A 26,062-nucleotide genomic window follows, 5' to 3' on the forward strand; every position below is an offset into this window, starting at 1 on the left:
GGAATGGACATCCTGTTGGTCGACGGTTATAACATGATTGGGGCATGGCCTCAGTTGAAAGATTTAAAAGAAAACAGTTTTGAAGAAGCAAGGGATCTGTTGATACAGAAGATGGCGGAATATCAATCGTATACTGGGTTCCGGGTAATCGTTGTCTTTGATGCGCATCTCGTTAAAGGAATCGAGAAAAAGAAGGTCAATCATCGCGTAGAAGTGATATTCACAAGGGAAAATGAAACGGCTGATGAACGGATCGAAAAACTGGTGTCAGACTTGAATAATATTCAGACGCAACTCCATGTTGCCACATCCGACTACACAGAGCAATGGGCGATTTTCGGCCAAGGGGCCCTGCGCAAATCAGCCAGGGAGCTGCTCAGGGAAGTCGAAGCGATCGAAAGGCAAATCGAAAAAAGGGTGAAACAAATCACCTCAGAACGTCCCGCGGGGAAAATTCCATTGTCAGAAGACGTCTTGAAGATCTTCGAAAAATGGCGGCGTGGCGACTTGGATTAGGTTGACGCTTTTTTGTCCATTACTGTATAATATTTCTATCTACGTGCGGTCGGGGGGATCGGAGTGAACTTACAAAACAACCAGGGAAAATTCAGCAAAGAACAGTTCAGCAAAGAACGTTTTTGCCAGTTGGAAGACGAGCAGGTCATTGAAATGGTTCATGTCGGAGACAGTGATGCGTTAGATTACTTGATTACAAAGTACCGTAATTTTGTAAGGGCAAAAGCAAGATCCTACTTCTTAATCGGGGCTGATCGGGAAGATATCGTTCAGGAAGGCATGATTGGACTCTACAAATCTATCCGTGATTTTAGAGAGGACAAGCTGACTTCATTCAAAGCTTTTGCAGAATTATGCATTACCCGCCAAATTATTACCGCTATCAAAACAGCTACTCGCCAGAAACATATTCCGCTCAATTCTTATGTGTCGCTGGACAAGCCCATTTATGACGAGGAATCAGACCGGACGCTTCTCGATGTGATTTCCGGAGCCAAGGTCATGAATCCTGAAGAGCTGATCATCAATCAGGAAGAATTCGATGATATCGAGCTGAAAATGGGAGAATTGCTTAGTGATTTAGAAAGAAAAGTTCTTGCGCTCTATCTCGACGGAAGATCCTATCAGGAAATATCCGAAGAACTAAACCGCCATGTAAAATCGATCGATAATGCGCTCCAGCGTGTCAAAAGAAAGCTTGAAAAGTACCTGGAGCTCCGCGAAATCAGCTTGTAGCCAATGCTTATGGCATATTGACAGTCATTTTATGACTGTGATATGTTACTTAGGAAAATGATCGTCCAGAAAAAGGTGTAAACATGAAGAAAAAAGTAACGTTAGCCTGCAAAAATTGCGGAAGTCGTAATTATACGACAATGAAAAGCTCCGCAGCTTTGGCTGAACGGCTCGAAGTAAAGAAATACTGCAATAACTGCAATTCACATACAGTACATCTGGAAACAAAATAGGCGTTTTTGTTTTTAGGTTGTGGAGGTTTCTTACCATGGGTATTATCAAATTTTTAAAGAATGTCGGAAAAGAAATGAAAAAGGTCACCTGGCCTAAAGGAAAAGAACTAACGCGCTATACGATCACTGTTATCACCACCGTTATCTTTTTCGCTATCTTTTTTGCACTCATCGATTCGGGTATTACGCAATTAATTCGTTTAATAGTTGAATAATGATCAGCATAACGTGTTATAATAGATCTAAATATGACTTGCCAAAAAACCCGTTTAACGGGTTTTTTCATTGTTTCAAAATATGAGGCTCGTATAAAAGAAAGTGTCAGTTTCCCGGTACGGCCAAAAACTTTTAAGGTGTGGGGAGGGAAGGACTGAAAGGGTCCTGAATGAGAATGGAAAAGAAATGGTATGTGGTTCATACGTATTCCGGCTATGAAAATAAAGTAAAGGCGAATTTGGAAAAACGGGTGGAATCGATGGGGATGCAGGATAAGATATTCCGCGTCGTTGTACCTGAAGAGGAAGAAACCGATATTAAAAACGGCAAGAAAAAAGTCGTTAAAAAGAAAGTATTCCCTGGGTATGTACTTGTCGAACTAGTCATGACGGATGATTCCTGGTATGTTGTTCGAAATACGCCTGGCGTGACCGGGTTTGTCGGTTCAGCCGGATCAGGTTCAAAGCCGACTGCGCTGCTTCCGGGCGAAGCGGAAAAAATTCTGAAGCGGATGGGGCTTGAAGAAAGAAAAACAGAAATCGACTTTGAATTAAAAGAAACCGTCAAGGTGATCGACGGCCCGTTTGCTGATTTCACAGGGACGATCGAAGAGATCGACCACGACAAAAATAAAGTCAAAGTATTCGTTAATATGTTCGGAAGAGAGACCCCGGTTGAGCTCGAATTTACTCAAGTTGACAAATTGTAATGGAAAAGCGCTTGAAATCACTATATAAAAGTGATAATATACAAAGGTGCGTCTTGGCAAAAAGGTCAAGGCAGCTAGCTTGATATTTTCATCATTCATATAAAGAATGAGACCTTGAGTGGGAGGGTTCACCCTATTACCACATCACGGACTTAAGGAGGTGTGTCTCGTGGCTAAAAAAGTAGTTAAAGTTGTAAAATTGCAAATTCCTGCTGGAAAAGCGAATCCAGCTCCGCCAGTTGGTCCTGCATTGGGTCAAGCCGGTGTTAACATCATGGGATTCTGTAAGGAGTTTAACGCTCGTACATCTGACCAAGCTGGTCTGATCATTCCTGTAGAAATTTCGGTTTACGAAGACCGTTCATTTACATTTATCACAAAAACTCCGCCTGCTGCTGTATTGCTTAAAAAAGCGGCTGGAATTGAGTCAGGTTCTGGTGAGCCTAACCGTAATAAAGTCGCAACCGTTAAACGCGATAAAGTACGTGAAATCGCCGAAACAAAAATGCCTGACTTAAATGCGGCAGATGTTGAAGCGGCTATGCGTATGGTTGAAGGAACTGCCCGCAGTATGGGTATTGTGATCGAAGACTAATTTTTGTCTCTTTGCTGGGTTGCGAGTTTGGATCAGACAAGTTCGCAACCCTTATTCGTGGGAGGTTATTCCGCTAAAACCACTAAGGAGGAAATTTTAAAATGGCTAAAAAAGGTAAAAAATACGTCGAAGCTGCCAAGCTTGTAGAGCGTACAAAAGCTTACGACGTAAACGAAGCGATTGAGCTTGTGAAAAAAACAAACACAGCTAAATTCGATGCCACTGTTGAAGCGGCATTCCGTTTAGGTGTTGACCCTCGTAAAAACGACCAGCAAATCCGCGGTGCAGTTGTACTTCCAAACGGAACAGGCAAAACTCAGCGCGTTCTTGTTTTCGCTAAGGGCGAAAAAGCGAAAGAAGCAGAAGCTGCTGGTGCAGACTACGTAGGCGATTCTGATTACATCAACAAAATTCAGCAAGGCTGGTTTGATTTTGATGTAATCGTTGCGACTCCTGATATGATGGGTGAAGTCGGTAAAATCGGACGCGTGCTTGGACCAAAAGGTCTTATGCCAAACCCTAAAACAGGAACGGTTACTTTCGAAGTTGAAAAAGCAGTCAACGAAATCAAAGCTGGTAAAGTTGAATACCGCGTTGATAAAGCAGGAAACATCCACGTTCCAATCGGAAAAGTGTCATTCGAAGAAGGCAAGCTTGTAGAAAACTTCGCGACAATGTACGACACAATTTTGAAAGCGAAACCTGCTGCTGCTAAAGGTGTATACGTGAAAAACGTTTCTGTTACATCTACAATGGGACCTGGAATCAAAGTGGACCCATCAACTTTCAACGTAAAATAATATTGACTTTTGATAAGACGTTCTGATATAATTCAAAACGTTGTAAAAATAAAATATGTCCATTTATACCGTAGACAGTAGGTGCCCATAAGGCTTAATCTCCTACCGAGGTGTATATATATCACAGCTCTAGCGTTACGTATGCTTGTATATACAGCCTCCATGTCGAATGGAGGCTTTTTATATGGAACATGTCGTTAAAGAACGTGATCACCGAACGGTATAAGTGTTACACAGATGAATCTTACAGGAGGTGTAACCATGAGCAGCGCAATTGAAACAAAAAAAGTTGTTGTTGAAGAAATTACTTCTAAACTGAAAGAAAGTAAATCAACGATCATCGTTGACTATCGCGGCCTTAACGTAGCTGAAGTAACAGAACTTCGTAAACAGCTTCGCGAAGCTAACGTTGAGTTCAAAGTGTACAAAAACACGATGACTCGCCGTGCGGTTGAACAAGCTGAACTTGATGGTTTGAACGATTTCTTAACAGGACCGAATGCGATTGCATTCAGCACTGAAGATGTTGTCGCTCCAGCTAAAGTTCTTAACGAGTTTGCTAAAAAGCACGAAGCTCTTGAAATCAAAGCGGGCGTAATCGAAGGCAAAGTATCTACAGTTGAAGAAGTGAAAGCTCTTGCTGAACTTCCATCTCGCGAAGGCTTGCTTTCTATGTTGCTTAGCGTACTTCAAGCTCCAGTTCGCAACCTTGCTCTTGCAACTAAAGCTGTTGCAGAACAAAAGGAAGAACAAGGCGCTTAATAGCATCAGTATCTAAAAAATAAAACAAAATGGAGGAATTACAAATGGCTTTAAATATCGAAGAAATCATTGCTTCCGTTAAAGAAGCAACTGTACTTGAATTGAACGACTTAGTAAAAGCAATCGAAGAAGAATTTGGCGTAACTGCTGCTGCTCCTGTAGCTGTAGCTGGCGGAGCTGCTGCAGGCGGTGCTGCTGAAGAAAAAACTGAATTTGATCTTGTTCTTGCTGGTGCAGGAGATCAAAAAATCAAAGTTATCAAAGTTGTTCGTGAAATCACTGGTCTTGGCTTGAAAGAAGCTAAAGAACTTGTTGACAACACTCCAAAACCTCTTAAAGAAGGTATTGCGAAAGAAGAAGCTGAAGAGCTTAAAGCTAAACTTGAAGAAGTTGGCGCTTCTGTAGAAGTTAAGTAATCTTCACCTAATCTTTAGGGGAAAGCTCGCTTTTAAAAGCGGGCTTTTTCTTTGCTAATTAATTGTAGTCCCTTCCGCATAAGATACGCCATCTTGTTTCAAGATATCTGGAGAGTTCACCAACTGAGGAGGTTCTGTGATGACTGACCATTATTATTCGGAAAAACCTTCAGCAAAAAGCAGCAGATCAACGTGGGAATTTCGCTTGAGAAACCGGACGTTTACTTTTATCAGCGACAGCGGAGTTTTTTCAAAAAAAGAAGTGGACTTTGGCTCAAGGCTGCTGATTGAAGCTTTCCGGGAACCGGATACAGAAGGTGATTTTTTGGATGTAGGCTGCGGCTATGGCCCGATTGGTCTTTCGCTTGCTGCGGATTTCGAAGATCGAATGGTTCATATGATCGATGTTAATGAAAGAGCTGTCGAACTTTCGAAGGAAAACGCGTTAAATAATCAGATCGACAACACAAAGATCTATCAGAGTGATCTGTTTGCCAACGTCGAACCTGCAAAAAAATTCGCTTCTATTATTACTAATCCCCCCATACGCGCCGGGAAAAAAACTGTGCACGCCATCTTTGAAAAAAGCGCTGAACATTTGCGGCCTTCAGGAGAGCTGTGGGTCGTCATTCAGAAAAAACAAGGCGGGCCTTCTGCCATTGAAAAATTAAAAGAACTTTTTGCGGACGTTGAAGTCGTTCACAAAAAGAAAGGGTACTATATCATCAAAGCAAAAAAAGTTTGACTCGGATTTTCAGCTATGTTAATATTATAAAATGCCAATGTATATATTTTGCTGCTGTTTTTAAGAAACGCCTAGGTTTGTATAAAATATACATTTTTGGGAACACTAATAAAATCGGTATTTTGTTTTTGGATGTGGTTTTCTAAATTAGAAACCCTTTTTTCTTTTGTCTTGTAAAAGTATTTCTTACATATTTGCGGAAGAAATGCTTGTTACACATATATTACGCATGATTTGAGGGGTGAATCAGTTGACAGGTCAACTAGTTCAGTATGGACGACACCGCCAGCGCAGAAGCTATGCACGCATTAGCGAAGTGTTAGAATTACCAAATCTCATTGAAATTCAAACCTCTTCTTATCAGTGGTTTCTTGATGAGGGTCTTAGAGAGATGTTTCAAGACATATCGCCAATTGAGGATTTCACTGGTAACCTCTCTCTGGAATTTATCGACTACAGCTTGGGCGAGCCTAAGTATCCGGTAGAAGAATCAAAAGAGCGCGACGTGACCTACTCAGCTCCGCTGCGTGTTAAAGTCCGCTTAATCAACAAAGAGACCGGTGAAGTAAAGGATCAGGATGTCTTCATGGGTGATTTCCCTATTATGACAGACACTGGAACCTTTATTATCAACGGTGCGGAACGGGTCATTGTATCTCAGCTCGTTCGTTCTCCAAGTGTATATTTTAGTGGTAAAGTAGACAAAAACGGTAAGAAAGGTTTTACCGCGACTGTCATTCCAAACCGTGGCGCATGGTTAGAATACGAGACTGATGCGAAAGATGTTGTTTATGTACGCATCGATCGCACACGTAAGTTGCCGGTTACGGTTCTTTTGCGTGCTCTTGGCTTCGGATCTGACCAAGAGATCATTGATCTCATCGGTGAAAACGAGTATTTGCGCAATACGCTTGATAAAGATAATACGGAAAACACCGATAAAGCGCTTCTTGAAATCTACGAGCGTCTTCGTCCAGGAGAGCCGCCTACAGTAGAAAACGCAAAAAGCCTGCTTGATTCAAGGTTCTTTGATCCGAAAAGATATGACCTTGCAAGTGTAGGACGTTATAAAATTAATAAAAAGCTTCACATCAAAAACAGACTGTTTAATCAGCGGCTTGCTGAAACGCTGATCGATCCTGAAACAGGCGAAATTCTTGCCGAAAAAGGCGCGATTTTAGACAGAAGAACGCTTGACAAAGTCCTTCCGTACCTTGAAAACGGAATCGGTTTTAAAAAGCTGTATCCGAACGGCGGAGTTGTCGAAGATGAAGTGACGCTTCAGTCTATTAAAATCTATGCCCCGACAGATCAAGAAGGGGAGCAGACAATCAATGTGATTGGAAATGCTTATATTGAAGAAGGCGTTAAAAATATTACACCTTCTGATATTATCTCTTCCATCAGCTATTTCTTTAACCTGCTTCACGGAGTGGGCGATACCGACGATATCGACCATTTAGGAAACCGCCGTCTCCGTTCAGTGGGAGAGCTTCTGCAAAACCAATTCCGTATCGGTTTAAGCAGAATGGAGCGTGTTGTTCGTGAAAGAATGTCTATTCAAGATACAAACACGATCACGCCACAGCAGCTGATCAATATTCGCCCTGTCATCGCATCAATCAAAGAGTTTTTCGGAAGCTCGCAGCTTTCTCAGTTTATGGATCAGACGAATCCGCTTGCTGAGCTGACGCATAAGCGCCGTCTGTCAGCGCTCGGACCGGGCGGTTTGACCCGTGAGCGCGCCGGAATGGAAGTCCGTGACGTTCACTATTCCCACTACGGCCGGATGTGTCCGATTGAAACTCCTGAGGGTCCAAACATCGGTTTGATCAACTCGCTTTCTTCATTCGCGAAAGTGAACCGTTTCGGCTTCATCGAAACGCCGTATCGCCGCGTTGACCCTGAGACTGGAAAAGTAACGCCGAGAATCGATTACTTGACAGCAGATGAAGAAGACAACTATGTCGTTGCCCAGGCTAACGCACGTCTGAATGATGACGGATCTTTTGTGGATGACAGCATCGTCGCCCGTTTCAGAGGGGAGAACACCGTTGTTCCGAAAGACCGCGTCGACTATATGGACGTTTCGCCTAAACAGGTTGTCTCTGCCGCGACTGCATGTATTCCTTTCTTGGAAAACGATGACTCAAACCGCGCCCTAATGGGAGCGAACATGCAACGGCAGGCTGTACCTCTTATGCAGCCTGAATCTCCGATCGTCGGAACCGGAATGGAGTATGTATCTGCAAAAGACTCCGGTGCCGCTGTTATTTGCCGCCATCCTGGAATCGTTGAACGGGTGGAAGCGAAAAACATCTGGGTGCGCCGCTATGAAGAAGTCGACGGCCAGAAAGTCAAAGGAAACCTTGATAAATACAGCCTGCTGAAGTTTGTTCGTTCCAACCAGGGAACTTGCTACAACCAGCGTCCGATCGTAAGCGTCGGTGATGAGGTTGTAAAAGGTGAAATTTTAGCTGACGGTCCGTCTATGGAAAAAGGTGAGCTTGCCCTTGGACGCAACGTCATGGTCGGCTTTATGACATGGGATGGCTACAACTACGAGGATGCCATCATCATGAGCGAACGCCTTGTAAAAGACGACGTATACACGTCTATTCATATTGAGGAATACGAATCAGAGGCCCGGGATACAAAACTCGGACCTGAAGAAATTACACGCGATATTCCAAACGTCGGTGAAGACGCTCTTCGCAATCTCGATGAACGCGGAATTATCCGTGTCGGTGCTGAAGTAAAAGACGGAGATCTTCTTGTTGGTAAAGTAACGCCTAAAGGTGTTACAGAGCTTACTGCAGAAGAGCGCCTGCTTCACGCCATCTTCGGCGAAAAAGCGCGTGAAGTCCGCGATACGTCGCTGCGTGTGCCTCACGGAGGCGGCGGTATCATCCTTGATGTAAAAGTGTTCAACCGCGAAGACGGAGACGAACTGCCTCCGGGCGTTAACCAGCTCGTCCGCGTTTACATCGTTCAGAAACGTAAAATTTCTGAAGGGGACAAAATGGCCGGACGCCACGGGAACAAAGGTGTTATTTCGAAAATCCTTCCGGAGGAAGATATGCCGTATCTGCCTGACGGAACACCGATTGACATCATGTTAAACCCGCTGGGCGTACCATCGCGTATGAACATCGGGCAGGTGTTGGAGCTGCACCTTGGTATGGCTGCACGCCGTCTCGGTCTGCATGTCGCGTCGCCGGTATTTGACGGTGCCCGCGAAGAAGATGTGTGGGAAACGCTTGAAGAAGCCGGCATGTCAAGGGACGCAAAGACAGTCCTTTACGACGGCCGAACTGGAGAGCCGTTTGACAACCGGGTGTCTGTCGGCATCATGTACATGATCAAATTGGCTCACATGGTTGACGACAAATTGCACGCGCGTTCTACAGGTCCTTACTCACTCGTTACCCAGCAGCCTCTTGGAGGTAAAGCGCAGTTCGGTGGACAGCGTTTTGGAGAGATGGAAGTTTGGGCGCTTGAAGCTTACGGCGCAGCATATACACTTCAAGAAATCCTGACTGTTAAATCGGATGATGTCGTAGGCCGTGTGAAAACATACGAAGCCATCGTAAAAGGCGACAATGTTCCAGAACCTGGTGTTCCGGAATCGTTCAAAGTATTGATCAAAGAGCTTCAAAGCTTAGGTATGGACGTCAAAATCCTATCAAGCGACGAAGAAGAAATCGAAATGAGAGACTTGGAAGACGACGAAGACGCGAAACAAAACGAAGGGCTTTCTCTGCCGAATGATGAAGAGTCCGAAGAATTCGTTTCTGCTGACGCAGAGCGCGATGTCGTCACAAAAGAATAAACGAATTTTATACGCAAGTGACAGGGTATAACCCGAAGATAAAAAGGGAGGTAGGCCCCTTGCTGGATGTGAACAATTTTGAGTATATGAACATCGGTCTCGCTTCACCTGACAAAATCCGTTCATGGTCTTACGGAGAAGTGAAAAAGCCTGAAACAATCAACTATCGTACTTTGAAACCTGAAAAAGATGGTCTATTCTGCGAGCGCATTTTCGGTCCTCAAAAGGACTGGGAATGCCACTGCGGAAAGTACAAGCGGGTTCGTTATAAAGGCGTAGTCTGCGACCGTTGTGGAGTTGAAGTAACCCGGGCTAAAGTCCGTCGTGAGAGAATGGGGCATATCGAGCTGGCAGCCCCTGTTTCTCACATCTGGTATTTTAAAGGAATCCCGAGCCGTATGGGTCTTGTGCTGGATATGTCTCCGCGCGCATTGGAAGAAGTCATTTACTTTGCTTCTTATGTCGTAACAGATCCGGCCAATACACCGCTTGAGAAAAAACAGCTTCTTTCTGAAAAAGAGTACCGGGCGTACCTTGATAAATACGGAAATAAATTCCAGGCATCAATGGGTGCTGAAGCGATTCATAAGCTCCTTCAAGATATCGACCTCGATAAAGAAGTGGATATGCTGAAAGAAGAGCTTAAAACGTCACAAGGACAGCGCCGCACACGTGCGATCAAACGCTTGGAAGTATTGGAAGCATTCCGCAACTCCGGAAATAAGCCGTCCTGGATGATCCTCGACGTTCTTCCGGTCATTCCGCCTGAGCTGAGACCGATGGTACAGCTTGACGGTGGACGTTTTGCAACTTCCGATCTGAACGATTTGTACCGCCGTGTCATCAACCGTAACAATCGTTTAAAACGTCTTTTGGATCTTGGAGCGCCAAGCATTATCGTTCAAAACGAAAAGCGCATGCTTCAAGAAGCCGTGGACGCGCTGATCGATAACGGACGCAGAGGCCGTCCTGTTACAGGTCCGGGAAACAGACCGTTAAAATCCCTTTCTCACATGCTGAAAGGTAAACAAGGCCGTTTCCGTCAAAACCTTCTCGGTAAACGTGTTGACTACTCAGGCCGTTCGGTTATCGTCGTAGGTCCGAACCTGAAAATGTATCAATGCGGTCTTCCGAAAGAAATGGCGCTGGAACTGTTCAAGCCATTCGTCATGAAAGAGCTTGTTGAAAAAGGTCTTGCCCACAACATTAAGAGTGCGAAGCGTAAAATTGAGCGCGTTCAGCCGGAAGTCTGGGATGTCCTTGAATCAGTTATCAAAGAACACCCTGTGCTTCTCAACCGTGCACCTACGCTTCACAGATTAGGTATTCAAGCGTTTGAACCAACGCTTGTCGAAGGCCGTGCCATCCGTCTTCATCCGCTTGTATGTACGGCATACAACGCTGACTTTGACGGTGACCAAATGGCGGTTCACGTTCCTTTATCAGCAGAAGCGCAAGCTGAGGCGCGCATCTTGATGCTTGCCGCACAAAACATCCTGAACCCTAAAGACGGAAAACCGGTCGTTACGCCGTCTCAGGATATGGTGCTTGGAAACTACTATCTGACGCTAGAACGCCCAGGCGCAGTCGGCGAAGGTATGGTTTTCAAAGATACGGATGAAGCGCTTCTTGCGTATCAAAACGGATATGTTCATTTGCATACGAGAGTAGCCGTTGCGGTTAACTCCCTGAAAAATGAAACATTTACCGAAGAACAGCGTTCCAAGCTGCTCGTTACAACTGTCGGAAAACTGATCTTCAACGAGATTCTTCCGCCGTCGTTCCCATACATGAACGAACCGACGAAGAGCAACATTGAAGAAAAAACACCTGACCGTTTCTTCTTGGATTACGGTGCAGATGTTAAAGAAGCCATTAAGAACCAGGAAATCAACCAGCCGTTCAAAAAAGGCATTTTGGGTAAAATCATTGCGGAGATCTTCAAAAGATTCCATATTACAGAAACATCAAAAATGCTTGACCGCATGAAAAACCTTGGATTTAAATATTCGACAAAAGCCGGAATTACGGTCGGTGTTTCCGATATCGTCGTATTGGACGACAAACAGGAAATCCTTGAAGAAGCGCAAGGAAAAGTTGATAACGTCATGAAGCAGTTCAGACGTGGTCTGATTACTGAAGAAGAGCGTTATGAACGGGTCATTTCCATCTGGAGTGCAGCTAAAGATACGATCCAAGGCAAGCTGATGAAATCCCTGGATGAAATCAACCCGATCTACATGATGAGTGATTCCGGAGCCCGGGGTAACGCATCAAACTTTACGCAGCTTGCGGGTATGCGCGGTCTGATGGCCAACCCGGCTGGACGGATCATCGAACTTCCGATCAAGTCAAGCTTCCGCGAAGGTTTAACGGTACTCGAGTACTTTATCTCTACTCACGGTGCGCGTAAAGGTCTTGCGGATACGGCTCTGAAGACAGCCGACTCAGGTTACCTGACACGCCGTCTCGTAGACGTAGCCCAAGACGTCATCATTCGTGAGACTGACTGCGGCACAGACCGAGGTATTCTTGCCAAAGCCATCACGGAAGGCACAGAAGTGATCGAGCGTCTTGAAGAGCGTCTTGTCGGCCGATTCGCGAGAAAACCTGTTAAACATCCGGAAACAGGTGAAGTGCTTGTGGATGAAAACGAGCTGATCGACGAAGATAAAGCGCTCGAAATTGTCGAAGCAGGCATTGAAGAAGTGTGGATCCGCTCCGCATTTACATGTAATACGTCACATGGTGTATGTAAACGATGCTACGGCCGCAACCTGGCAACAGGAACCGACGTCGAAGTCGGGGAAGCAGTCGGAATCATCGCTGCCCAGTCCATTGGTGAGCCGGGTACACAGTTAACAATGCGTACCTTCCATACGGGCGGGGTTGCCGGAGACGATATTACACAAGGTTTGCCGCGTATCCAGGAATTGTTTGAAGCGCGAAACCCTAAAGGTCAAGCGACGATCTCTGAAATTGACGGTGTCGTAGCTGAAATCAATGAAGTGCGTGACAAACAGCAGGAAATCGTCGTTCAGGGCGAAGTCGAAAGCCGTTCATATACGGCGCCTTACAACGCGCGCCTGAAAGTCACTGAAGGAGAGAAAATTTCCCGTGGCCAGGTGCTGACAGAAGGTTCGGTTGATCCGAAAGAGCTTCTGAAAGTTACTGACATCACGACGGTGCAAGAATACCTCCTTCATGAAGTGCAGAAGGTTTATCGTATGCAAGGGGTTGAAATCGGGGATAAGCACGTCGAGGTTATGGTTCGCCAGATGCTTCGCAAAGTGCGTGTCATCGATGCCGGCGACACGGAAGTGCTGCCAGGCACGCTGCTCGATATTCACCAGTTTACCGAAGCGAACAAAAAAGTTCTGCTCGGAGGCAAACGCCCTGCAACAGGCCGTCCGGTGCTTCTCGGTATCACCAAAGCATCGCTTGAAACGGATTCCTTCCTGTCTGCCGCGTCATTCCAGGAAACAACACGTGTCCTGACAGATGCAGCAATCAAAGGAAAACGCGATGAGCTTCTCGGCCTGAAAGAGAATGTTATCATCGGTAAGCTTGTTCCTGCTGGAACGGGTATGCTGAACTACCGTAAAGTGAAGCCGGTATTGCAAGTCCAATCATCTGATGAAATGGTTCCGGCTGAATAAATGAAAAAATCCTAAAGAAGGATGTCACTAAAAATTGTCATCATGTGTTGACATCCTTCTTTCAGGATGATAATATAACCAAGGTGCTCAATTTAAACCTGTTACTTTGGAGGATATATGATGTCTTATGATAAAGTATCACAGGCTCAATCTATTATTATCGGTACGAAGCAGACAGTCAAAGCGCTGAAGCGCAATTCTGTTAAGGAAGTCGTCGTAGCAAAAGACGCTGATCCTTTTCTGACGTCAGATGTTATTAACCTGGCAAATGAACAAGGGATTCCCGTCTCAATGGCAGAGTCCATGAAAAAGCTCGGCAAAGCCTGCGGAATTGAAGTCGGAGCTGCAGCTGTTGCCATTATTCAATAACGTACTCGTTGTTTTTGCTTTTATGCAAAGGCATTGTTTTTTGCTTTTAAATGAACCACCTGGGTATGTGGGTTATAAAACATGATGAAGGGAGGAATTACAAAATGCCTACAATTAATCAGCTAGTCCGCAAAGGACGCGTAAGCAAAGTTGAAAATTCTAAGTCTCCAGCACTTAACAAAGGATACAACAGCTTCAAGAAAGAGCACACTAACGTATCTTCACCACAAAAACGCGGAGTATGTACCCGTGTCGGTACAATGACACCGAAGAAGCCGAACTCGGCGCTTCGTAAATATGCCCGTGTTCGTTTAACTAACGGAATCGAGGTTACGGCCTACATTCCTGGTATCGGACACAACCTGCAAGAGCACAGTGTCGTATTGATCCGCGGTGGACGTGTAAAAGACTTACCGGGGGTACGCTACCACATCGTGCGTGGCGCGCTTGATACTGCCGGAGTTGAAAACCGTGCACAAGGCCGTTCTAAATACGGTACAAAACGTCCTAAGAAAAAATAATTCCGTTTAAATACAAATAAAAGGGTTTTTAAAAGCAAGGAGTTCTGGCAATGCTGTTAAGGGCATCAGGCTTTTCGCGCCTAGCGCTGGTTTGATCCCGGCAGCTGAACCGTGAAATCCCTCTGCTTACTGTAAACCCGTAACAAGAGAAGGGAGGATAATCAGATGCCACGTAAAGGTCCTGTAGCAAAAAGAGATGTTTTACCTGATCCGCTTTATAACTCTAAACTGGTTACTCGTTTGATCAACAAAATGATGATCGACGGTAAAAAAGGTAAAGCTCAAACAATCCTATACAAGTCATTCGATATTATTAAAGAACGTACCGGCAACGATGCAATGGAGGTTTTCGAACAAGCATTGAAGAACATTATGCCAGTGCTTGAAGTTAAAGCACGCCGTGTAGGTGGTGCAAACTACCAAGTACCTGTAGAGGTTCGTCCTGAACGCCGTACGACTCTTGGACTTCGCTGGTTAGTAAACTACGCTCGTCTTCGCGGAGAAAAAACGATGGAAGAGCGTTTAGCTAACGAAATCCTTGATGCAGCTAACAACACTGGTGCAGCTGTTAAGAAACGTGAAGATACTCATAAGATGGCTGAAGCAAACAAAGCGTTCGCTCACTATCGCTGGTAATCTCACACGACAAAATATTATTCCCTAAGAAGGAAGGAGAAAAGACCCAATGGCAAGAGAGTTCTCCTTAGAAAAAACTCGTAATATCGGAATCATGGCTCACATCGATGCCGGTAAAACGACAACAACTGAACGTATCTTGTTCTACACAGGCCGTATCCATAAAATTGGTGAAACTCATGAAGGGGCTTCCCAAATGGACTGGATGGAGCAGGAACAAGAACGCGGTATCACAATCACATCCGCTGCAACAACTGCACAGTGGAAAGGTTACCGCGTAAACATCATCGACACACCAGGACACGTAGACTTCACAGTTGAGGTTGAACGTTCCCTGCGCGTACTTGATGGTGCCGTTGCCGTTCTTGACGCACAATCAGGCGTTGAGCCGCAAACTGAAACAGTTTGGCGTCAGGCAACAACTTACGGAGTACCTCGTATCGTATTTGTCAACAAGATGGACAAAACGGGTGCGGACTTCCTTTACTCTGTAGGAACTCTTAAAGACCGTCTTGAGGCGAACGCTCACGCGATCCAATTACCGATTGGTGCCGAAGACAATTTCGAAGGGATCATCGACCTTGTAGAAAACGTTGCGTACTACTATGAAGATGATCTTGGAACACGCTCTGATGCGCGTGAAATCCCTGCCGAGTACAAAGACAAAGCTGAAGAGCTTCGCGCCAGCTTGATTGAAGCTGTTGCTGAGCTTGATGAAGAGCTTATGATGAAGTACTTGGAAGGCGAAGAAATCACGGTTGACGAGCTGAAAGCGGCAATCCGCAAAGGAACTTGTAACGTGGAGTTCTATCCGGTTCTTTGTGGATCAGCTTTCAAAAACAAAGGTGTTCAATTAGTGCTTGACGCAGTTCTTGACTACCTGCCAGCTCCAACTGACGTACCGGCAATCAAAGGTACTCTGCCTGATTCTGAGGAAGAGGTTACTCGTGAGTCTTCTGACGACGCACCTTTCTCAGCGCTTGCATTTAAAGTTATGACTGACCCTTACGTTGGTAAATTGACGTTCTTCCGTGTGTACTCAGGAACACTTGATTCCGGTTCATACGTAAGAAACTCAACAAAAGGCAAACGTGAGCGCGTCGGACGTATCCTGCAAATGCACGCCAACAGCCGTGAAGAAATCTCTACTGTGTACGCAGGGGATATCGCTGCTGCTGTAGGTTTGAAAGACACGACTACAGGGGACACGCTTTGCGACGAGAAAAACCTTGTTATTCTTGAATCTATGGAATTCCCTGAGCCTGTTATCCACGTTGCAATCGAGCCTAAATCTAAGGCTGACCAAGACAAAATGTCTACTGCACTGGCTAAATTGGCTGAAGAGGATCCAACATTCCGTGCGCATACTGACCCTGAAACAGGTCAAACGATTATCGGCGGTATGGGTGAGCTTCACCTTGATATCATCGTTGACCGTATGAAACGCGAATTTAAAGTTGAAGCCAACGTTGGTGCTCCTCAAGTTGCGTATCGTGAAACATTCCGTGCGAGCGCGCAAGTTGAAGGTAAATTCGTACGTCAGTCTGGTGGACGCGGACAGTTCGGACACGTTTGGATCGAATTCTCTCCAAACGAAGAAGGAAAAGGCTTTGAGTTCGAAAACGCAATCGTCGGTGGTGTCGTTCCTCGTGAATACATTCCGGCTGTTCAAGCAGGACTTGAAGATTCACTTCAAAACGGTGTAGTCGCAGGTTACCCTGTTATCGACATCAAAGCGAAATTGTTTGACGGTTCTTACCATGACGTCGACTCAAACGAAATGGCGTTTAAAATCGCTGCTTCAATGGCGCTTAAAAACGCGGCAAGCAAGTGTAACCCGGTTATTCTTGAGCCGATCTCCAAAGTTGAAGTCGTTATCCCAGAAGAATACATGGGAGACATCATGGGTGATATTACATCACGCCGCGGTCGTGTAGAAGGTATGGAAGGACGCGGAAACGCTCAAGTCGTTCGCGCGATGGTTCCACTTTCTGAAATGTTCGGTTACGCTACGGCTCTCCGTTCAAACACACAAGGACGCGGTACGTTCACAATGGTCTTTGACCATTACGAAGAAGTGCCTAAGAGCATTGCTGATGAGATCATCAAAAAAAATCAAGGTGAATAATTGATTTTGCCTCTTCATTAAAGTATAAATACTATTGTAAGATGAGAAAGTGAAACATCGCTTTCACTTTCTATCACTCTATATAACAAAAACTAACCTTTTTAAGGAGGATTTTCAGAATGGCTAAAGAAAAATTCGACCGTTCCAAATCACATGCCAACATTGGTACAATTGGACACGTTGACCATGGTAAAACTACATTAACAGCTGCTATCACAACTGTGCTTCATAAGAAATCTGGTAAAGGTACTGCTATGGCATACGACCAAATCGACGGTGCTCCAGAAGAGCGTGAGCGCGGTATCACAATCTCTACTGCACACGTTGAGTACGAAACAGAAACTCGTCACTATGCACACGTTGACTGCCCAGGACACGCTGACTATGTTAAAAACATGATCACTGGTGCTGCGCAAATGGACGGAGCGATCCTTGTTGTATCTGCTGCTGACGGTCCAATGCCACAAACTCGTGAGCACATCCTTCTTTCTCGTAACGTAGGTGTGCCTTACATCGTAGTATTCTTGAACAAATGCGACATGGTAGACGACGAAGAGCTTCTTGAGCTAGTTGAAATGGAAGTTCGCGATCTTCTTTCTGAGTATGAGTTCCCTGGTGACGATGTACCAGTTATCAAAGGTTCTGCACTTAAAGCTCTTGAAGGTGACGCTGAATACGAAGCTAAAATCTTCGAACTGATGGATGCAGTTGACGAATACATCCCAACTCCAGAGCGCGATACTGAAAAGCCATTCATGATGCCTGTTGAGGACGTATTCTCAATCACAGGTCGTGGAACAGTTGCTACTGGACGCGTAGAGCGCGGACAAGTTAAAGTCGGTGACGAAGTTGAAATCATCGGTCTTCAAGAAGAAAACAGCAAAACAACTGTTACAGGTGTTGAAATGTTCCGTAAGCTTCTTGACTATGCAGAAGCTGGAGACAACATCGGTGCACTTCTTCGCGGTGTATCTCGTGAAGATATCCAACGTGGTCAAGTACTTGCTAAACCAGGTACAATCACTCCACATAAAAAGTTCAAAGCTGAAGTTTACGTTCTTTCTAAAGAAGAGGGTGGACGTCACACTCCATTCTTCTCTAACTACCGTCCTCAGTTCTACTTCCGTACAACTGACGTAACGGGTATCATTCAGCTTCCAGAAGGCGTAGAAATGGTTATGCCTGGAGACAACATCGAAATGACTGTTGAATTGATTTCAACAATCGCGATCGAAGACGGAACTCGCTTCTCTATCCGTGAAGGCGGACGTACAGTTGGTTCTGGCGTAGTATCTTCTATCACTGAATAATACTTATAAAATAAAAAACGAGATCCGACCGGGTCTCGTTTTTTATTTGTCCTGAAGTCCTTGATTATCCTTGCTGGAATCTGTATAATAAAAAAAGTGTGCAAAAGCCGGTAATATTCAATATTACCTTGCATCATGCCTATAAATTTTGTATAATAGTGCATGTTGGTCTTTGACTGCGATGAAGTGAGAGGTTGCTGACACACCCGGCCGCTTTGCCATGGCAAGGTGATTCAGGTTTTTCTCACGGAGAATTGTCTAATGTAAGTAGGCGAAAAGGAGGGAAAATAATGGCAAAACAAAAAATTCGTATTCGTTTAAAAGCGTATGATCATAGAATCCTTGATCAATCTGCTGAGAAGATTGTTGAAACGGCTAAACGTTCCGGAGCCAGCGTTTCTGGTCCGATTCCGTTGCCAACTGAGAAATCAGTTTACACAATCCTTCGTGCGGTGCACAAATACAAAGATTCTCGTGAGCAATTCGAAATGCGTACACATAAACGTTTGATCGACATTGTGAACCCAACACCACAAACTGTCGATGCTCTAATGCGATTAGATTTACCATCTGGTGTCGATATCGAAATTAAACTTTAATCTAAAATATAGAATGATTTTTATAGGAGGTGTGACGAATGACCAAAGGAATCTTAGGAAGAAAAATTGGTATGACGCAAGTTTTCGCAGAAAACGGTGATCTTATTCCGGTAACTGTTATCGAAGCTGCTCCTAACGTTGTACTTCAGAAGAAAACTTCTGAAAACGACGGCTATGAAGCGATTCAGATCGGTTTTGACGACAAGCGTGAGAAGCTTGCCAATAAACCAGAAAAAGGACACGTTGCAAAAGCGGAAACTGCTCCTAAGCGCTTCGTTAAAGAATTACGCGGAGTGGATATGGATGCGTATGAAGTTGGTCAGGAAGTCAAAGTTGATATTTTCTCTAACGGAGAAGTCGTAGATGTAACAGGAACATCGAAAGGTAAAGGTTTCCAAGGCGCTATCAAACGCCACGGACAATCTCGCGGACCTATGTCTCACGGTTCACGCTACCATCGCCGTCCTGGTTCAATGGGACCGGTAGACCCTAACCGTGTATTCAAAGGAAAGCTGTTGCCTGGACGTATGGGCGGAGAGCAAATCACTGTTCAAAACCTTGAAATCGTAAAAGTGGATGCAGAGCGCAACCTTCTTTTAGTTAAAGGTAACGTTCCTGGTGCGAAAAAATCATTAGTCGCTGTTAAAAGCGCTGTTAAATCTAAATAATTCTCTTAGGAAAGGAGGAAATTGATCATGCCAAAAGTAGCTTTATATAACCAAAACGGTTCTACTGCTGGTGATATCGAATTAAACGACTCTGTATTTGGAATCGAGCCAAATGAGAGCGTAGTATTCGACGCTATTCTTATGCAAAGAGCTTCCTTACGTCAAGGAACTCATAAAGTAAAAAATCGTTCGGAAGTACGTGGCGGAGGTCGCAAACCTTGGCGTCAAAAAGGTACCGGCCGTGCTCGTCAGGGATCTATCCGTTCACCGCAATGGCGCGGAGGTGGTATCGTATTCGGTCCTACACCACGCAGCTATGCATATAAATTACCGAAAAAAGTTCGCCGCTTGGCTATCAAATCAGCATTGTCTTCTAAAGTGAATGACAACAACTTGATCGTTCTTGAAGATCTTAATCTTGATGCGGTTAAAACAAAAGAAATGGCAGCTATCCTTAAAGGTCTGTCTATCGAGAAGAAAGCTTTAATCGTAACTGCGGATGCAAACGAGACAGTTGAACTATCTGCTCGTAACCTTCCAGGAGTTACTGTTGTTGAAGCTAACGGAATCAACGTCCTCGATGTTGTCGGTCATGAGAAGCTTGTGATCACGAAAGCAGCGGTTGAAAAAGTAGAGGAGGTGCTTGCATAATGAAAGATCCTCGTGATGTTCTAAAGCGCCCCGTCATTACTGAACGTTCTGCTGATTTAATGACTGAGAAAAAATATACGTTTGAAGTAGACGTAAGAGCTAACAAAACAGAAGTGAAAGACGCTGTTGAGCAAATCTTTGGAGTGAAAGTTGAAAAAGTCAACATCATGAACTACAAAGGGAAATTCAAACGTGTCGGCCGCTACTCTGGTATGACAAACAAACGCAGAAAAGCGATTGTTAAGCTTACTGAAGACAGCAAAGAAATCGAAATTTTTGAAGCTTAATCACTTGTAAAAAGAAGGAGGGAAATTCAAAATGGCGATTAAAAAGTACAAACCGACCTCTAACGGACGTCGCGGCATGACTACGTCTGATTTCGCGGAAATCACGACAGATCAGCCGGAAAAATCCTTGCTTGCCCCGCTTCACAAAAAAGGCGGACGCAACAACCAAGGTAAATTAACTGTACGTCATCAAGGCGGCGGACATAAACGCCAATACCGTATTATCGACTTCAAACGCGATAAAGATGGTATACCTGGACGCGTTGCTACAGTTGAGTACGATCCAAACCGTTCAGCTAACATTGCTCTAATTAACTATGTAGACGGAGAAAAACGCTACATCCTGGCTCCTAAGGGCCTTCAAGTAGGAACTGAAATCATGTCAGGACCAGAAGCTGACATTAAAGTAGGTAACGCACTTCCACTGATCAACATCCCTGTTGGTACAGTCGTGCACAACATTGAATTGAAACCTGGAAAAGGCGGACAGCTTGTACGTTCAGCTGGTACATCTGCTCAAGTTCTTGGTAAAGAAGGAAAATACGTTCTTGTACGTCTGAACTCCGGTGAAGTTCGCATGATTCTTTCTGCTTGCCGTGCTTCTATCGGTCAAGTAGGTAACGAACAACACGAACTGATCAATATCGGTAAAGCAGGACGTTCACGCTGGAAAGGCATCCGTCCTACAGTTCGCGGTTCTGTTATGAACCCTAACGATCACCCGCACGGTGGTGGTGAAGGACGCGCTCCGATCGGACGTAAATCACCTATGTCTCCATGGGGTAAACCAACTCTTGGATTCAAAACTCGTAAGAAAAAGAACAAATCAGATAAATTCATCGTACGTCGTCGTAAAAATAAATAACGGGGTTGTCTACGGTTCATATCGGACCGTAGTGCAATCACGAAGGGAGGTTCCAAAATGGCTCGCAGCTTAAAAAAAGGACCATTTGTCGATGATCATCTAATGACAAAAATCGAGAAATTAAATGAAGCGGATAAGAAACAAGTTGTGAAAACTTGGTCTCGCCGTTCTACTATTTTCCCGCAATTTATCGGTCACACAATCGCAGTCTATGATGGACGCAAACATGTGCCTGTTTACATCTCTGAAGATATGGTAGGTCACAAGTTGGGTGAATTCGCACCGACGCGCACTTACAAAGGTCATGCTAGTGATGACAAAAAAACAAGACGCTAATGAGAGGAGGCTTTTAAATGCAACAAGCTAAAGCTGTCGCAAGAACAGTCCGTATTGCTCCTCGTAAGGCACGTCTAGTAATGGACCTGATTCGAGGCAAGCAAGTAGGTGAAGCAGTATCGATCTTAAACCTTACGCCAAAAGCTGCTTCCCCGATTATTGAAAAAGTTTTAAAATCTGCTATCGCTAACGCTGAGCACAACTACGAAATGGATGCAAACAACCTGGTTGTTACTCAAGCTTACGTGAACGAAGGCCCTACGTTGAAAAGATTCCGTCCGCGCGCTATGGGACGTGCAAGCCAAATCAACAAACGTACGAGCCACATTACTATCGTTGTATCAGAAAAGAAGGAGGGATAACTCGTGGGTCAAAAGGTAAATCCAGTCGGTCTTCGTATTGGTGTTATACGTGATTGGGAATCTAAGTGGTACGCTGGCAAAGATTACGCTGACTTCCTTCACGAAGATCTAAAAATCCGTGAATTTATTAATCAACGCCTGTCTGACGCTTCTGTTTCTAAAGTGGAAATCGAGCGTGCGGCAAACCGTGTAAATATTACGATCCACACAGCTAAGCCTGGTATGGTTATCGGTAAAGGCGGTTCTGAAGTCGAAGCGCTTCGCAAAGCCCTTAACAGCCTTACTGGCAAGCGTGTACACATTAACATTCTTGAAATCAAAAGAGCTGATCTTGATGCTCAGCTAGTTGCTGATAACATCGCTCGTCAATTGGAAAACCGTATCTCTTTCCGTCGTGCGCAAAAGCAACAAATCCAACGCACAATGCGCGCTGGTGCACAAGGAGTTAAAACAATGGTTTCCGGTCGTCTTGGCGGTGCAGACATCGCTCGTTCTGAATACTACAGTGAAGGAACTGTTCCATTGCACACACTTCGTGCAGACATCGACTATGCTACATCTGAAGCTGACACAACTTACGGCAAGCTTGGTGTAAAAGTCTGGATCTATCGTGGAGAGGTTCTTCCTACTAAGAAGAAAACTGAGGAAGGAGGAAAATAATATGTTAATGCCAAAACGCGTTAAATATCGCAGAGAGCATCGCGGAAAAATGCGCGGCCGTGCAAAAGGCGGCTCTGAAGTGCATTTCGGTGAATACGGCATCCAGGCTCAAGAAGCTTCTTGGATTACAAACCGTCAAATCGAAGCTGCGCGTATCGCAATGACTCGTTACATGAAACGTGGCGGTAAAGTTTGGATCAAAATTTTCCCTTCTAAGCCTTATACAGCTAAGCCTCTAGAGGTTCGGATGGGTTCCGGTAAAGGTGCTCCTGAAGGATGGGTAGCTGTTGTAAAACCGGGCAAAGTTTTATTTGAAATTTCTGGTGTGTCTGAGGAAGTCGCTCGTGAAGCTCTTCGTCTTGCATCTCACAAATTGCCAATTAAAACGAAGTTCGTAAAACGTGAAGAAATTGGTGGTGAATCAAATGAAAGCTAATGAAATTCGTGACCTTACCACTGCTGAAATTGAACAAAAAGTAAAGTCTCTTAAAGAAGAACTTTTCAATCTTCGCTTTCAATTAGCGACAGGACAACTTGAAAACACTGCTCGCATTCGTGAAGTGCGCAAGTCAATCGCGCGCATGAAAACTGTGATTCGGGAAAGAGAAATTGCTGCCAACAAATAATTCCGGAGGGAGGTTCTCTAAAACATGAGCGAACGCAATCAGCGCAAAGTCTACCAAGGACGTGTTGTTTCTGACAAAATGGATAAAACCATTACTGTTGTTGTAGAAACTTACAAAAAACATTCACTCTACGGTAAACGCGTAAAGTACTCTAAAAAATTCAAAGCACATGATGAAAATAACCAAGCTAAAATCGGAGACATCGTAAAGATCATGGAAACTCGTCCATTATCTGCGACTAAACGTTTTCGTCTAGTTGAAGTTGTCGAAGAAGCTGTTATTATCTAATAAAGTTCGGAAACCTTTTTCCGAAGGGAGGTAACAAATAATGATTCAACAAGAGACTCGTTTAAAAGTAGCTGATAACTCTGGTGCCCGTGAAGTATTAACAATCAAGGTGCTTGGTGGTTCTGGACGCAAAACAGCTAACATTGGTGATGTCATTGTTTGCACGGTTAAACAAGCAACACCAGGAGGCGTTGTCAAAAAAGGTGAGGTCGTAAGAGCTGTAATCGTACGTTCTAAGAGCGGCGCGCGCAGAAATGACGGATCTTACATCAAATTCGATGAAAATGCATGTGTTATCATCCGTGACGACAAAAGCCCGCGCGGAACTCGTATCTTCGGACCTGTAGCACGTGAACTTCGTGATAACAACTTCATGAAAATTGTTTCTCTAGCTCCAGAAGTACTTTAATGATATCAATGCCGGACTAAGGAGGTGCGATCAGGATGCATGTTAAAAAAGGCGATAAAGTAATGGTTATCTCTGGTAAAGACAAAGGAAAACAAGGTGTGATCCTTGCAGCTTTCCCTAAAAAAGACCGCGTAATCGTTGAGGGTGTCAACATGGTGAAGAAGCACTCAAAGCCGACTCAAGCTAACCCTCAAGGCGGAATTTTAAATCAAGAGGCGCCAATTCATGTGTCAAACGTAATGCCGCTCGATCCTAAAACAGGTGAAGTGACTCGCGTAGGATACAAAGTGGAAAATGGCAAAAAAGTTCGTATTGCAAAAAAATCTGGGCAAGTTCTAGATAACTAGTAATAAAGGAAGGGAGGTCTATCTCATGAACCGCCTTAAAGAAAAGTACAATAAAGACATTACACCTGCATTAATGAAAAAGTTCGAATACAAATCTGTGATGCAAGTGCCTAAAATTGAAAAAATCGTAATCAACATGGGTGTTGGTGACGCTGTTCAAAACGCTAAAGCTATCGATAGCGCTGTTGAAGAACTAACGTTTATCGCTGGTCAGAAACCTGTCGTTACTCGTGCGAAGAAATCTATTGCTGGATTCCGTCTTCGTGAAGGAATGCCAATCGGTGCGAAAGTAACTCTTCGCGGAGAGCGCATGTACGATTTCCTTGATAAACTAATTTCTGTTTCTTTACCACGTGTTCGTGACTTCCGCGGAATTTCAAAAAAATCTTTTGACGGTCGCGGAAACTACACACTAGGAATCAAAGAACAGCTGATCTTCCCTGAAATTGACTATGATAAGGTAACTAAAGTTCGCGGTATGGACATCGTTATCGTAACGACTGCCAACACTGATGAAGAAGCTCGTGAACTGTTAACTCAATTAGGTATGCCATTCCAGAAATAATCAATGAAAGGGAGGCGAAATCGTGGCTAAAAAGTCAATGATTGCGAAACAAAAACGCACACCGAAGTTTAAAGTACAAGAGTACACTCGCTGCGAACGCTGCGGCCGTCCGCACTCTGTTATTCGTAAATTTAAACTTTGCCGTATTTGTTTCCGTGAACTTGCATATAAAGGACAAATTCCTGGCGTTAAAAAAGCCAGCTGGTAATCCCCGTTTATGGGAAGGAGGTTATTAAATAATGGTTATGACAGATCCGATTGCAGATATGCTGACTCGAATTCGTAATGCAAACATGGTACGTCATGAGAAGCTCGAAATTCCTGCTTCGAAGTTGAAAAGAGAAATCGCTGAAATCTTGAAAAGAGAAGGTTTCATCCGTGACGTAGAATTCATTGAAGATAACAAGCAAGGTATCATCCGTGTTTTCTTGAAATACGGACAAAACAACGAGCGTGTCATCACTGGCCTTAAGAGAATCAGCAAACCAGGTCTGCGCGTTTACGCTAAGTCAAACGAAGTGCCTCGCGTACTGAACGGACTTGGAATCGCAATTCTTTCTACATCACAAGGTGTGTTAACAGATAAAGAAGCCCGCGCTAAACAGGCTGGCGGAGAAGTATTAGCATACGTTTGGTAAGAAGTTTAACATGAATGGAGGTGTTTGGTATGTCTCGTGTAGGTAAGAAGCTACTTGAGATTCCTTCAGGCGTTACAGTTACTCTGAACGACAACACTGTAACCGTGAAAGGACCAAAAGGAGAATTAACTCGTACGTTTCATCCTGATATGAAGATTAAAATTGAGGACAATGTACTTACTGTAGAGCGTCCTTCAGATAATAAAGAACACCGTGCGCTGCATGGCACAACTCGCAGCATTATCGGAAACATGGTTGAAGGTGTATCTAAAGGTTTTGAAAGAGGTTTGGAATTAGTCGGTGTCGGTTACCGTGCTTCTAAATCCGGAAACAAACTTGTTTTGAACGTTGGATACTCTCACCCTGTAGAAATCGTTCCTGAAAACGGAATTGAAATCGAAGTTCCATCTCAAACAAAAGTGGTTGTAAAAGGTACAGATAAAGAGCGTGTTGGAGCTACTGCTGCAAACATTCGCGCTGTACGTTCTCCAGAACCTTACAAAGGCAAAGGGATCCGCTATGAAGGAGAAATGGTTCGTCGTAAAGAAGGTAAATCTGCTAAGTAAAACCGCTTAATGT

Annotated in this window: 34 protein-coding genes and 1 other annotated feature; all 34 genes read left to right on the plus strand. The window is 44.4% G+C overall.

All coding sequences use genetic code 11. The annotated features are described in order from the left end of the window. Positions 1 to 3 precede the first annotated feature (3 nt). The 34 genes from rae1 (at position 4) to rplF (ending at position 26,049) form a co-directional block, all read left to right on the plus strand. On the plus strand, positions 4 to 516 hold the full coding sequence (rae1, locus tag CP943_RS00805) for a ribosome-dependent mRNA decay endonuclease Rae1/YacP (protein WP_020449848.1): 513 nt from the start codon (positions 4 to 6) through the stop codon (positions 514 to 516). Between the two features lie 63 nt (positions 517 to 579). Then, positions 580 to 1,251, plus strand: a complete 672-nt coding sequence (gene sigH / locus CP943_RS00810; RefSeq protein WP_003178288.1) for an RNA polymerase sporulation sigma factor SigH — start codon at positions 580 to 582, stop codon at positions 1,249 to 1,251. A gap of 83 nt (positions 1,252 to 1,334) precedes the next feature. Beyond that, positions 1,335 to 1,484, plus strand: a complete 150-nt coding sequence (rpmG, locus tag CP943_RS00815) for a 50S ribosomal protein L33 (protein WP_020449849.1) — start codon at positions 1,335 to 1,337, stop codon at positions 1,482 to 1,484. Between the two features lie 35 nt (positions 1,485 to 1,519). Next, positions 1,520 to 1,699, plus strand: coding sequence for a preprotein translocase subunit SecE (gene secE / locus CP943_RS00820; RefSeq protein WP_003178291.1), 180 nt, complete (start codon positions 1,520 to 1,522; stop codon positions 1,697 to 1,699). A gap of 176 nt (positions 1,700 to 1,875) precedes the next feature. Then, positions 1,876 to 2,409, plus strand: coding sequence for a transcription termination/antitermination protein NusG (nusG, locus tag CP943_RS00825; RefSeq protein ID WP_003178298.1), 534 nt, complete (start codon positions 1,876 to 1,878; stop codon positions 2,407 to 2,409). A 169-nt stretch (positions 2,410 to 2,578) separates the two neighbouring features. Then, the gene (rplK, locus tag CP943_RS00830) at positions 2,579 to 3,004 is read left to right on the plus strand and encodes a 50S ribosomal protein L11 (RefSeq protein ID WP_003178300.1); all 426 of its coding nucleotides are present in this window, start codon (positions 2,579 to 2,581) and stop codon (positions 3,002 to 3,004) included. 101 nt (positions 3,005 to 3,105) lie between these two features. Next, positions 3,106 to 3,804, plus strand: coding sequence for a 50S ribosomal protein L1 (rplA, locus tag CP943_RS00835; protein WP_020449850.1), 699 nt, complete (start codon positions 3,106 to 3,108; stop codon positions 3,802 to 3,804). Between the two features lie 50 nt (positions 3,805 to 3,854). Beyond that, positions 3,855 to 3,996, plus strand: a sequence feature (ribosomal protein L10 leader region). A 69-nt stretch (positions 3,997 to 4,065) separates the two neighbouring features. Next, complete coding sequence (gene rplJ / locus CP943_RS00840) at positions 4,066 to 4,566, plus strand: 50S ribosomal protein L10 (protein ID WP_003178304.1); 501 nt, start codon at positions 4,066 to 4,068, stop codon at positions 4,564 to 4,566. 44 nt (positions 4,567 to 4,610) lie between these two features. Then, positions 4,611 to 4,982 (plus strand): 50S ribosomal protein L7/L12, encoded by a 372-nt coding sequence (rplL, locus tag CP943_RS00845; RefSeq protein WP_003178305.1) that lies wholly within the window; start codon positions 4,611 to 4,613, stop codon positions 4,980 to 4,982. A 139-nt stretch (positions 4,983 to 5,121) separates the two neighbouring features. Further along, on the plus strand, positions 5,122 to 5,727 hold the full coding sequence (locus CP943_RS00850; RefSeq protein ID WP_035337477.1) for a class I SAM-dependent methyltransferase: 606 nt from the start codon (positions 5,122 to 5,124) through the stop codon (positions 5,725 to 5,727). 250 nt (positions 5,728 to 5,977) lie between these two features. Continuing rightward, positions 5,978 to 9,559, plus strand: a complete 3,582-nt coding sequence (gene rpoB, locus CP943_RS00855) for a DNA-directed RNA polymerase subunit beta (RefSeq protein ID WP_020449852.1) — start codon at positions 5,978 to 5,980, stop codon at positions 9,557 to 9,559. A 59-nt stretch (positions 9,560 to 9,618) separates the two neighbouring features. Beyond that, the gene (gene rpoC / locus CP943_RS00860) at positions 9,619 to 13,218 is read left to right on the plus strand and encodes a DNA-directed RNA polymerase subunit beta' (protein ID WP_020449853.1); all 3,600 of its coding nucleotides are present in this window, start codon (positions 9,619 to 9,621) and stop codon (positions 13,216 to 13,218) included. Between the two features lie 120 nt (positions 13,219 to 13,338). Further along, positions 13,339 to 13,587, plus strand: a complete 249-nt coding sequence (locus CP943_RS00865; protein ID WP_023855916.1) for a 50S ribosomal protein L7ae-like protein — start codon at positions 13,339 to 13,341, stop codon at positions 13,585 to 13,587. Positions 13,588 to 13,691: 104 nt separating this feature from the next. Next, positions 13,692 to 14,108, plus strand: coding sequence for a 30S ribosomal protein S12 (rpsL, locus tag CP943_RS00870; protein ID WP_020449855.1), 417 nt, complete (start codon positions 13,692 to 13,694; stop codon positions 14,106 to 14,108). Between the two features lie 165 nt (positions 14,109 to 14,273). Continuing rightward, on the plus strand, positions 14,274 to 14,744 hold the full coding sequence (gene rpsG, locus CP943_RS00875; RefSeq protein WP_003178317.1) for a 30S ribosomal protein S7: 471 nt from the start codon (positions 14,274 to 14,276) through the stop codon (positions 14,742 to 14,744). 49 nt (positions 14,745 to 14,793) lie between these two features. Continuing rightward, complete coding sequence (gene fusA, locus CP943_RS00880) at positions 14,794 to 16,872, plus strand: elongation factor G (RefSeq protein ID WP_023855914.1); 2,079 nt, start codon at positions 14,794 to 14,796, stop codon at positions 16,870 to 16,872. A gap of 119 nt (positions 16,873 to 16,991) precedes the next feature. Next, positions 16,992 to 18,182 carry an elongation factor Tu gene (gene tuf / locus CP943_RS00885; RefSeq protein WP_023855913.1) on the plus strand — a complete coding sequence of 397 codons (1,191 nt, stop codon included), beginning with the start codon at positions 16,992 to 16,994 and terminating at the stop codon, positions 18,180 to 18,182. A gap of 290 nt (positions 18,183 to 18,472) precedes the next feature. Beyond that, positions 18,473 to 18,781, plus strand: a complete 309-nt coding sequence (gene rpsJ, locus CP943_RS00890; RefSeq protein WP_003156464.1) for a 30S ribosomal protein S10 — start codon at positions 18,473 to 18,475, stop codon at positions 18,779 to 18,781. A 38-nt stretch (positions 18,782 to 18,819) separates the two neighbouring features. Further along, a complete protein-coding gene (rplC, locus tag CP943_RS00895; RefSeq protein ID WP_020449858.1) occupies positions 18,820 to 19,449 on the plus strand; it encodes a 50S ribosomal protein L3 in 630 nt (209 codons plus the stop codon). Between the two features lie 27 nt (positions 19,450 to 19,476). Then, positions 19,477 to 20,100, plus strand: coding sequence for a 50S ribosomal protein L4 (gene rplD, locus CP943_RS00900; protein ID WP_020449859.1), 624 nt, complete (start codon positions 19,477 to 19,479; stop codon positions 20,098 to 20,100). Further along, positions 20,100 to 20,387 carry a 50S ribosomal protein L23 gene (gene rplW / locus CP943_RS00905; RefSeq protein WP_020449860.1) on the plus strand — a complete coding sequence of 96 codons (288 nt, stop codon included), beginning with the start codon at positions 20,100 to 20,102 and terminating at the stop codon, positions 20,385 to 20,387. The genes rplD and rplW overlap by 1 nt, the downstream gene beginning before the upstream one ends. Positions 20,388 to 20,418: 31 nt before the next feature. Further along, entirely contained in the window at positions 20,419 to 21,252 is an 834-nt protein-coding gene (rplB, locus tag CP943_RS00910; RefSeq protein WP_020449861.1) for a 50S ribosomal protein L2, read from the plus strand. Positions 21,253 to 21,309: 57 nt separating this feature from the next. Next, a complete protein-coding gene (rpsS, locus tag CP943_RS00915; protein WP_003178334.1) occupies positions 21,310 to 21,588 on the plus strand; it encodes a 30S ribosomal protein S19 in 279 nt (92 codons plus the stop codon). Between the two features lie 17 nt (positions 21,589 to 21,605). Next, positions 21,606 to 21,950, plus strand: coding sequence for a 50S ribosomal protein L22 (rplV, locus tag CP943_RS00920; RefSeq protein WP_020449862.1), 345 nt, complete (start codon positions 21,606 to 21,608; stop codon positions 21,948 to 21,950). Positions 21,951 to 21,953: 3 nt separating this feature from the next. Further along, a complete protein-coding gene (gene rpsC, locus CP943_RS00925; RefSeq protein WP_023855912.1) occupies positions 21,954 to 22,610 on the plus strand; it encodes a 30S ribosomal protein S3 in 657 nt (218 codons plus the stop codon). Position 22,611: 1 nt separating this feature from the next. Continuing rightward, entirely contained in the window at positions 22,612 to 23,046 is a 435-nt protein-coding gene (gene rplP / locus CP943_RS00930) for a 50S ribosomal protein L16 (protein ID WP_020449863.1), read from the plus strand. Continuing rightward, complete coding sequence (gene rpmC / locus CP943_RS00935; RefSeq protein ID WP_003178343.1) at positions 23,036 to 23,236, plus strand: 50S ribosomal protein L29; 201 nt, start codon at positions 23,036 to 23,038, stop codon at positions 23,234 to 23,236. The genes rplP and rpmC overlap by 11 nt, the downstream gene beginning before the upstream one ends. 24 nt (positions 23,237 to 23,260) lie before the next feature. Continuing rightward, positions 23,261 to 23,524 carry a 30S ribosomal protein S17 gene (rpsQ, locus tag CP943_RS00940; RefSeq protein WP_003178345.1) on the plus strand — a complete coding sequence of 88 codons (264 nt, stop codon included), beginning with the start codon at positions 23,261 to 23,263 and terminating at the stop codon, positions 23,522 to 23,524. A gap of 40 nt (positions 23,525 to 23,564) precedes the next feature. Next, the gene (gene rplN / locus CP943_RS00945) at positions 23,565 to 23,933 is read left to right on the plus strand and encodes a 50S ribosomal protein L14 (protein WP_020449864.1); all 369 of its coding nucleotides are present in this window, start codon (positions 23,565 to 23,567) and stop codon (positions 23,931 to 23,933) included. 35 nt (positions 23,934 to 23,968) lie between these two features. After that, on the plus strand, positions 23,969 to 24,280 hold the full coding sequence (gene rplX, locus CP943_RS00950) for a 50S ribosomal protein L24 (RefSeq protein ID WP_003178350.1): 312 nt from the start codon (positions 23,969 to 23,971) through the stop codon (positions 24,278 to 24,280). Positions 24,281 to 24,305: 25 nt separating this feature from the next. Beyond that, on the plus strand, positions 24,306 to 24,845 hold the full coding sequence (gene rplE, locus CP943_RS00955; RefSeq protein WP_020449865.1) for a 50S ribosomal protein L5: 540 nt from the start codon (positions 24,306 to 24,308) through the stop codon (positions 24,843 to 24,845). Between the two features lie 22 nt (positions 24,846 to 24,867). Further along, a complete protein-coding gene (gene rpsN, locus CP943_RS00960; protein WP_003178353.1) occupies positions 24,868 to 25,053 on the plus strand; it encodes a 30S ribosomal protein S14 in 186 nt (61 codons plus the stop codon). A gap of 31 nt (positions 25,054 to 25,084) precedes the next feature. Then, on the plus strand, positions 25,085 to 25,483 hold the full coding sequence (rpsH, locus tag CP943_RS00965; RefSeq protein WP_003178355.1) for a 30S ribosomal protein S8: 399 nt from the start codon (positions 25,085 to 25,087) through the stop codon (positions 25,481 to 25,483). A gap of 29 nt (positions 25,484 to 25,512) precedes the next feature. Further along, on the plus strand, positions 25,513 to 26,049 hold the full coding sequence (gene rplF / locus CP943_RS00970) for a 50S ribosomal protein L6 (protein WP_003178356.1): 537 nt from the start codon (positions 25,513 to 25,515) through the stop codon (positions 26,047 to 26,049). The last annotated feature ends 13 nt before the right edge of the window (positions 26,050 to 26,062 follow it).

The organism is Bacillus paralicheniformis (assembly GCF_002993925.1).
Taxonomy (GTDB): domain Bacteria; phylum Bacillota; class Bacilli; order Bacillales; family Bacillaceae; genus Bacillus; species Bacillus paralicheniformis.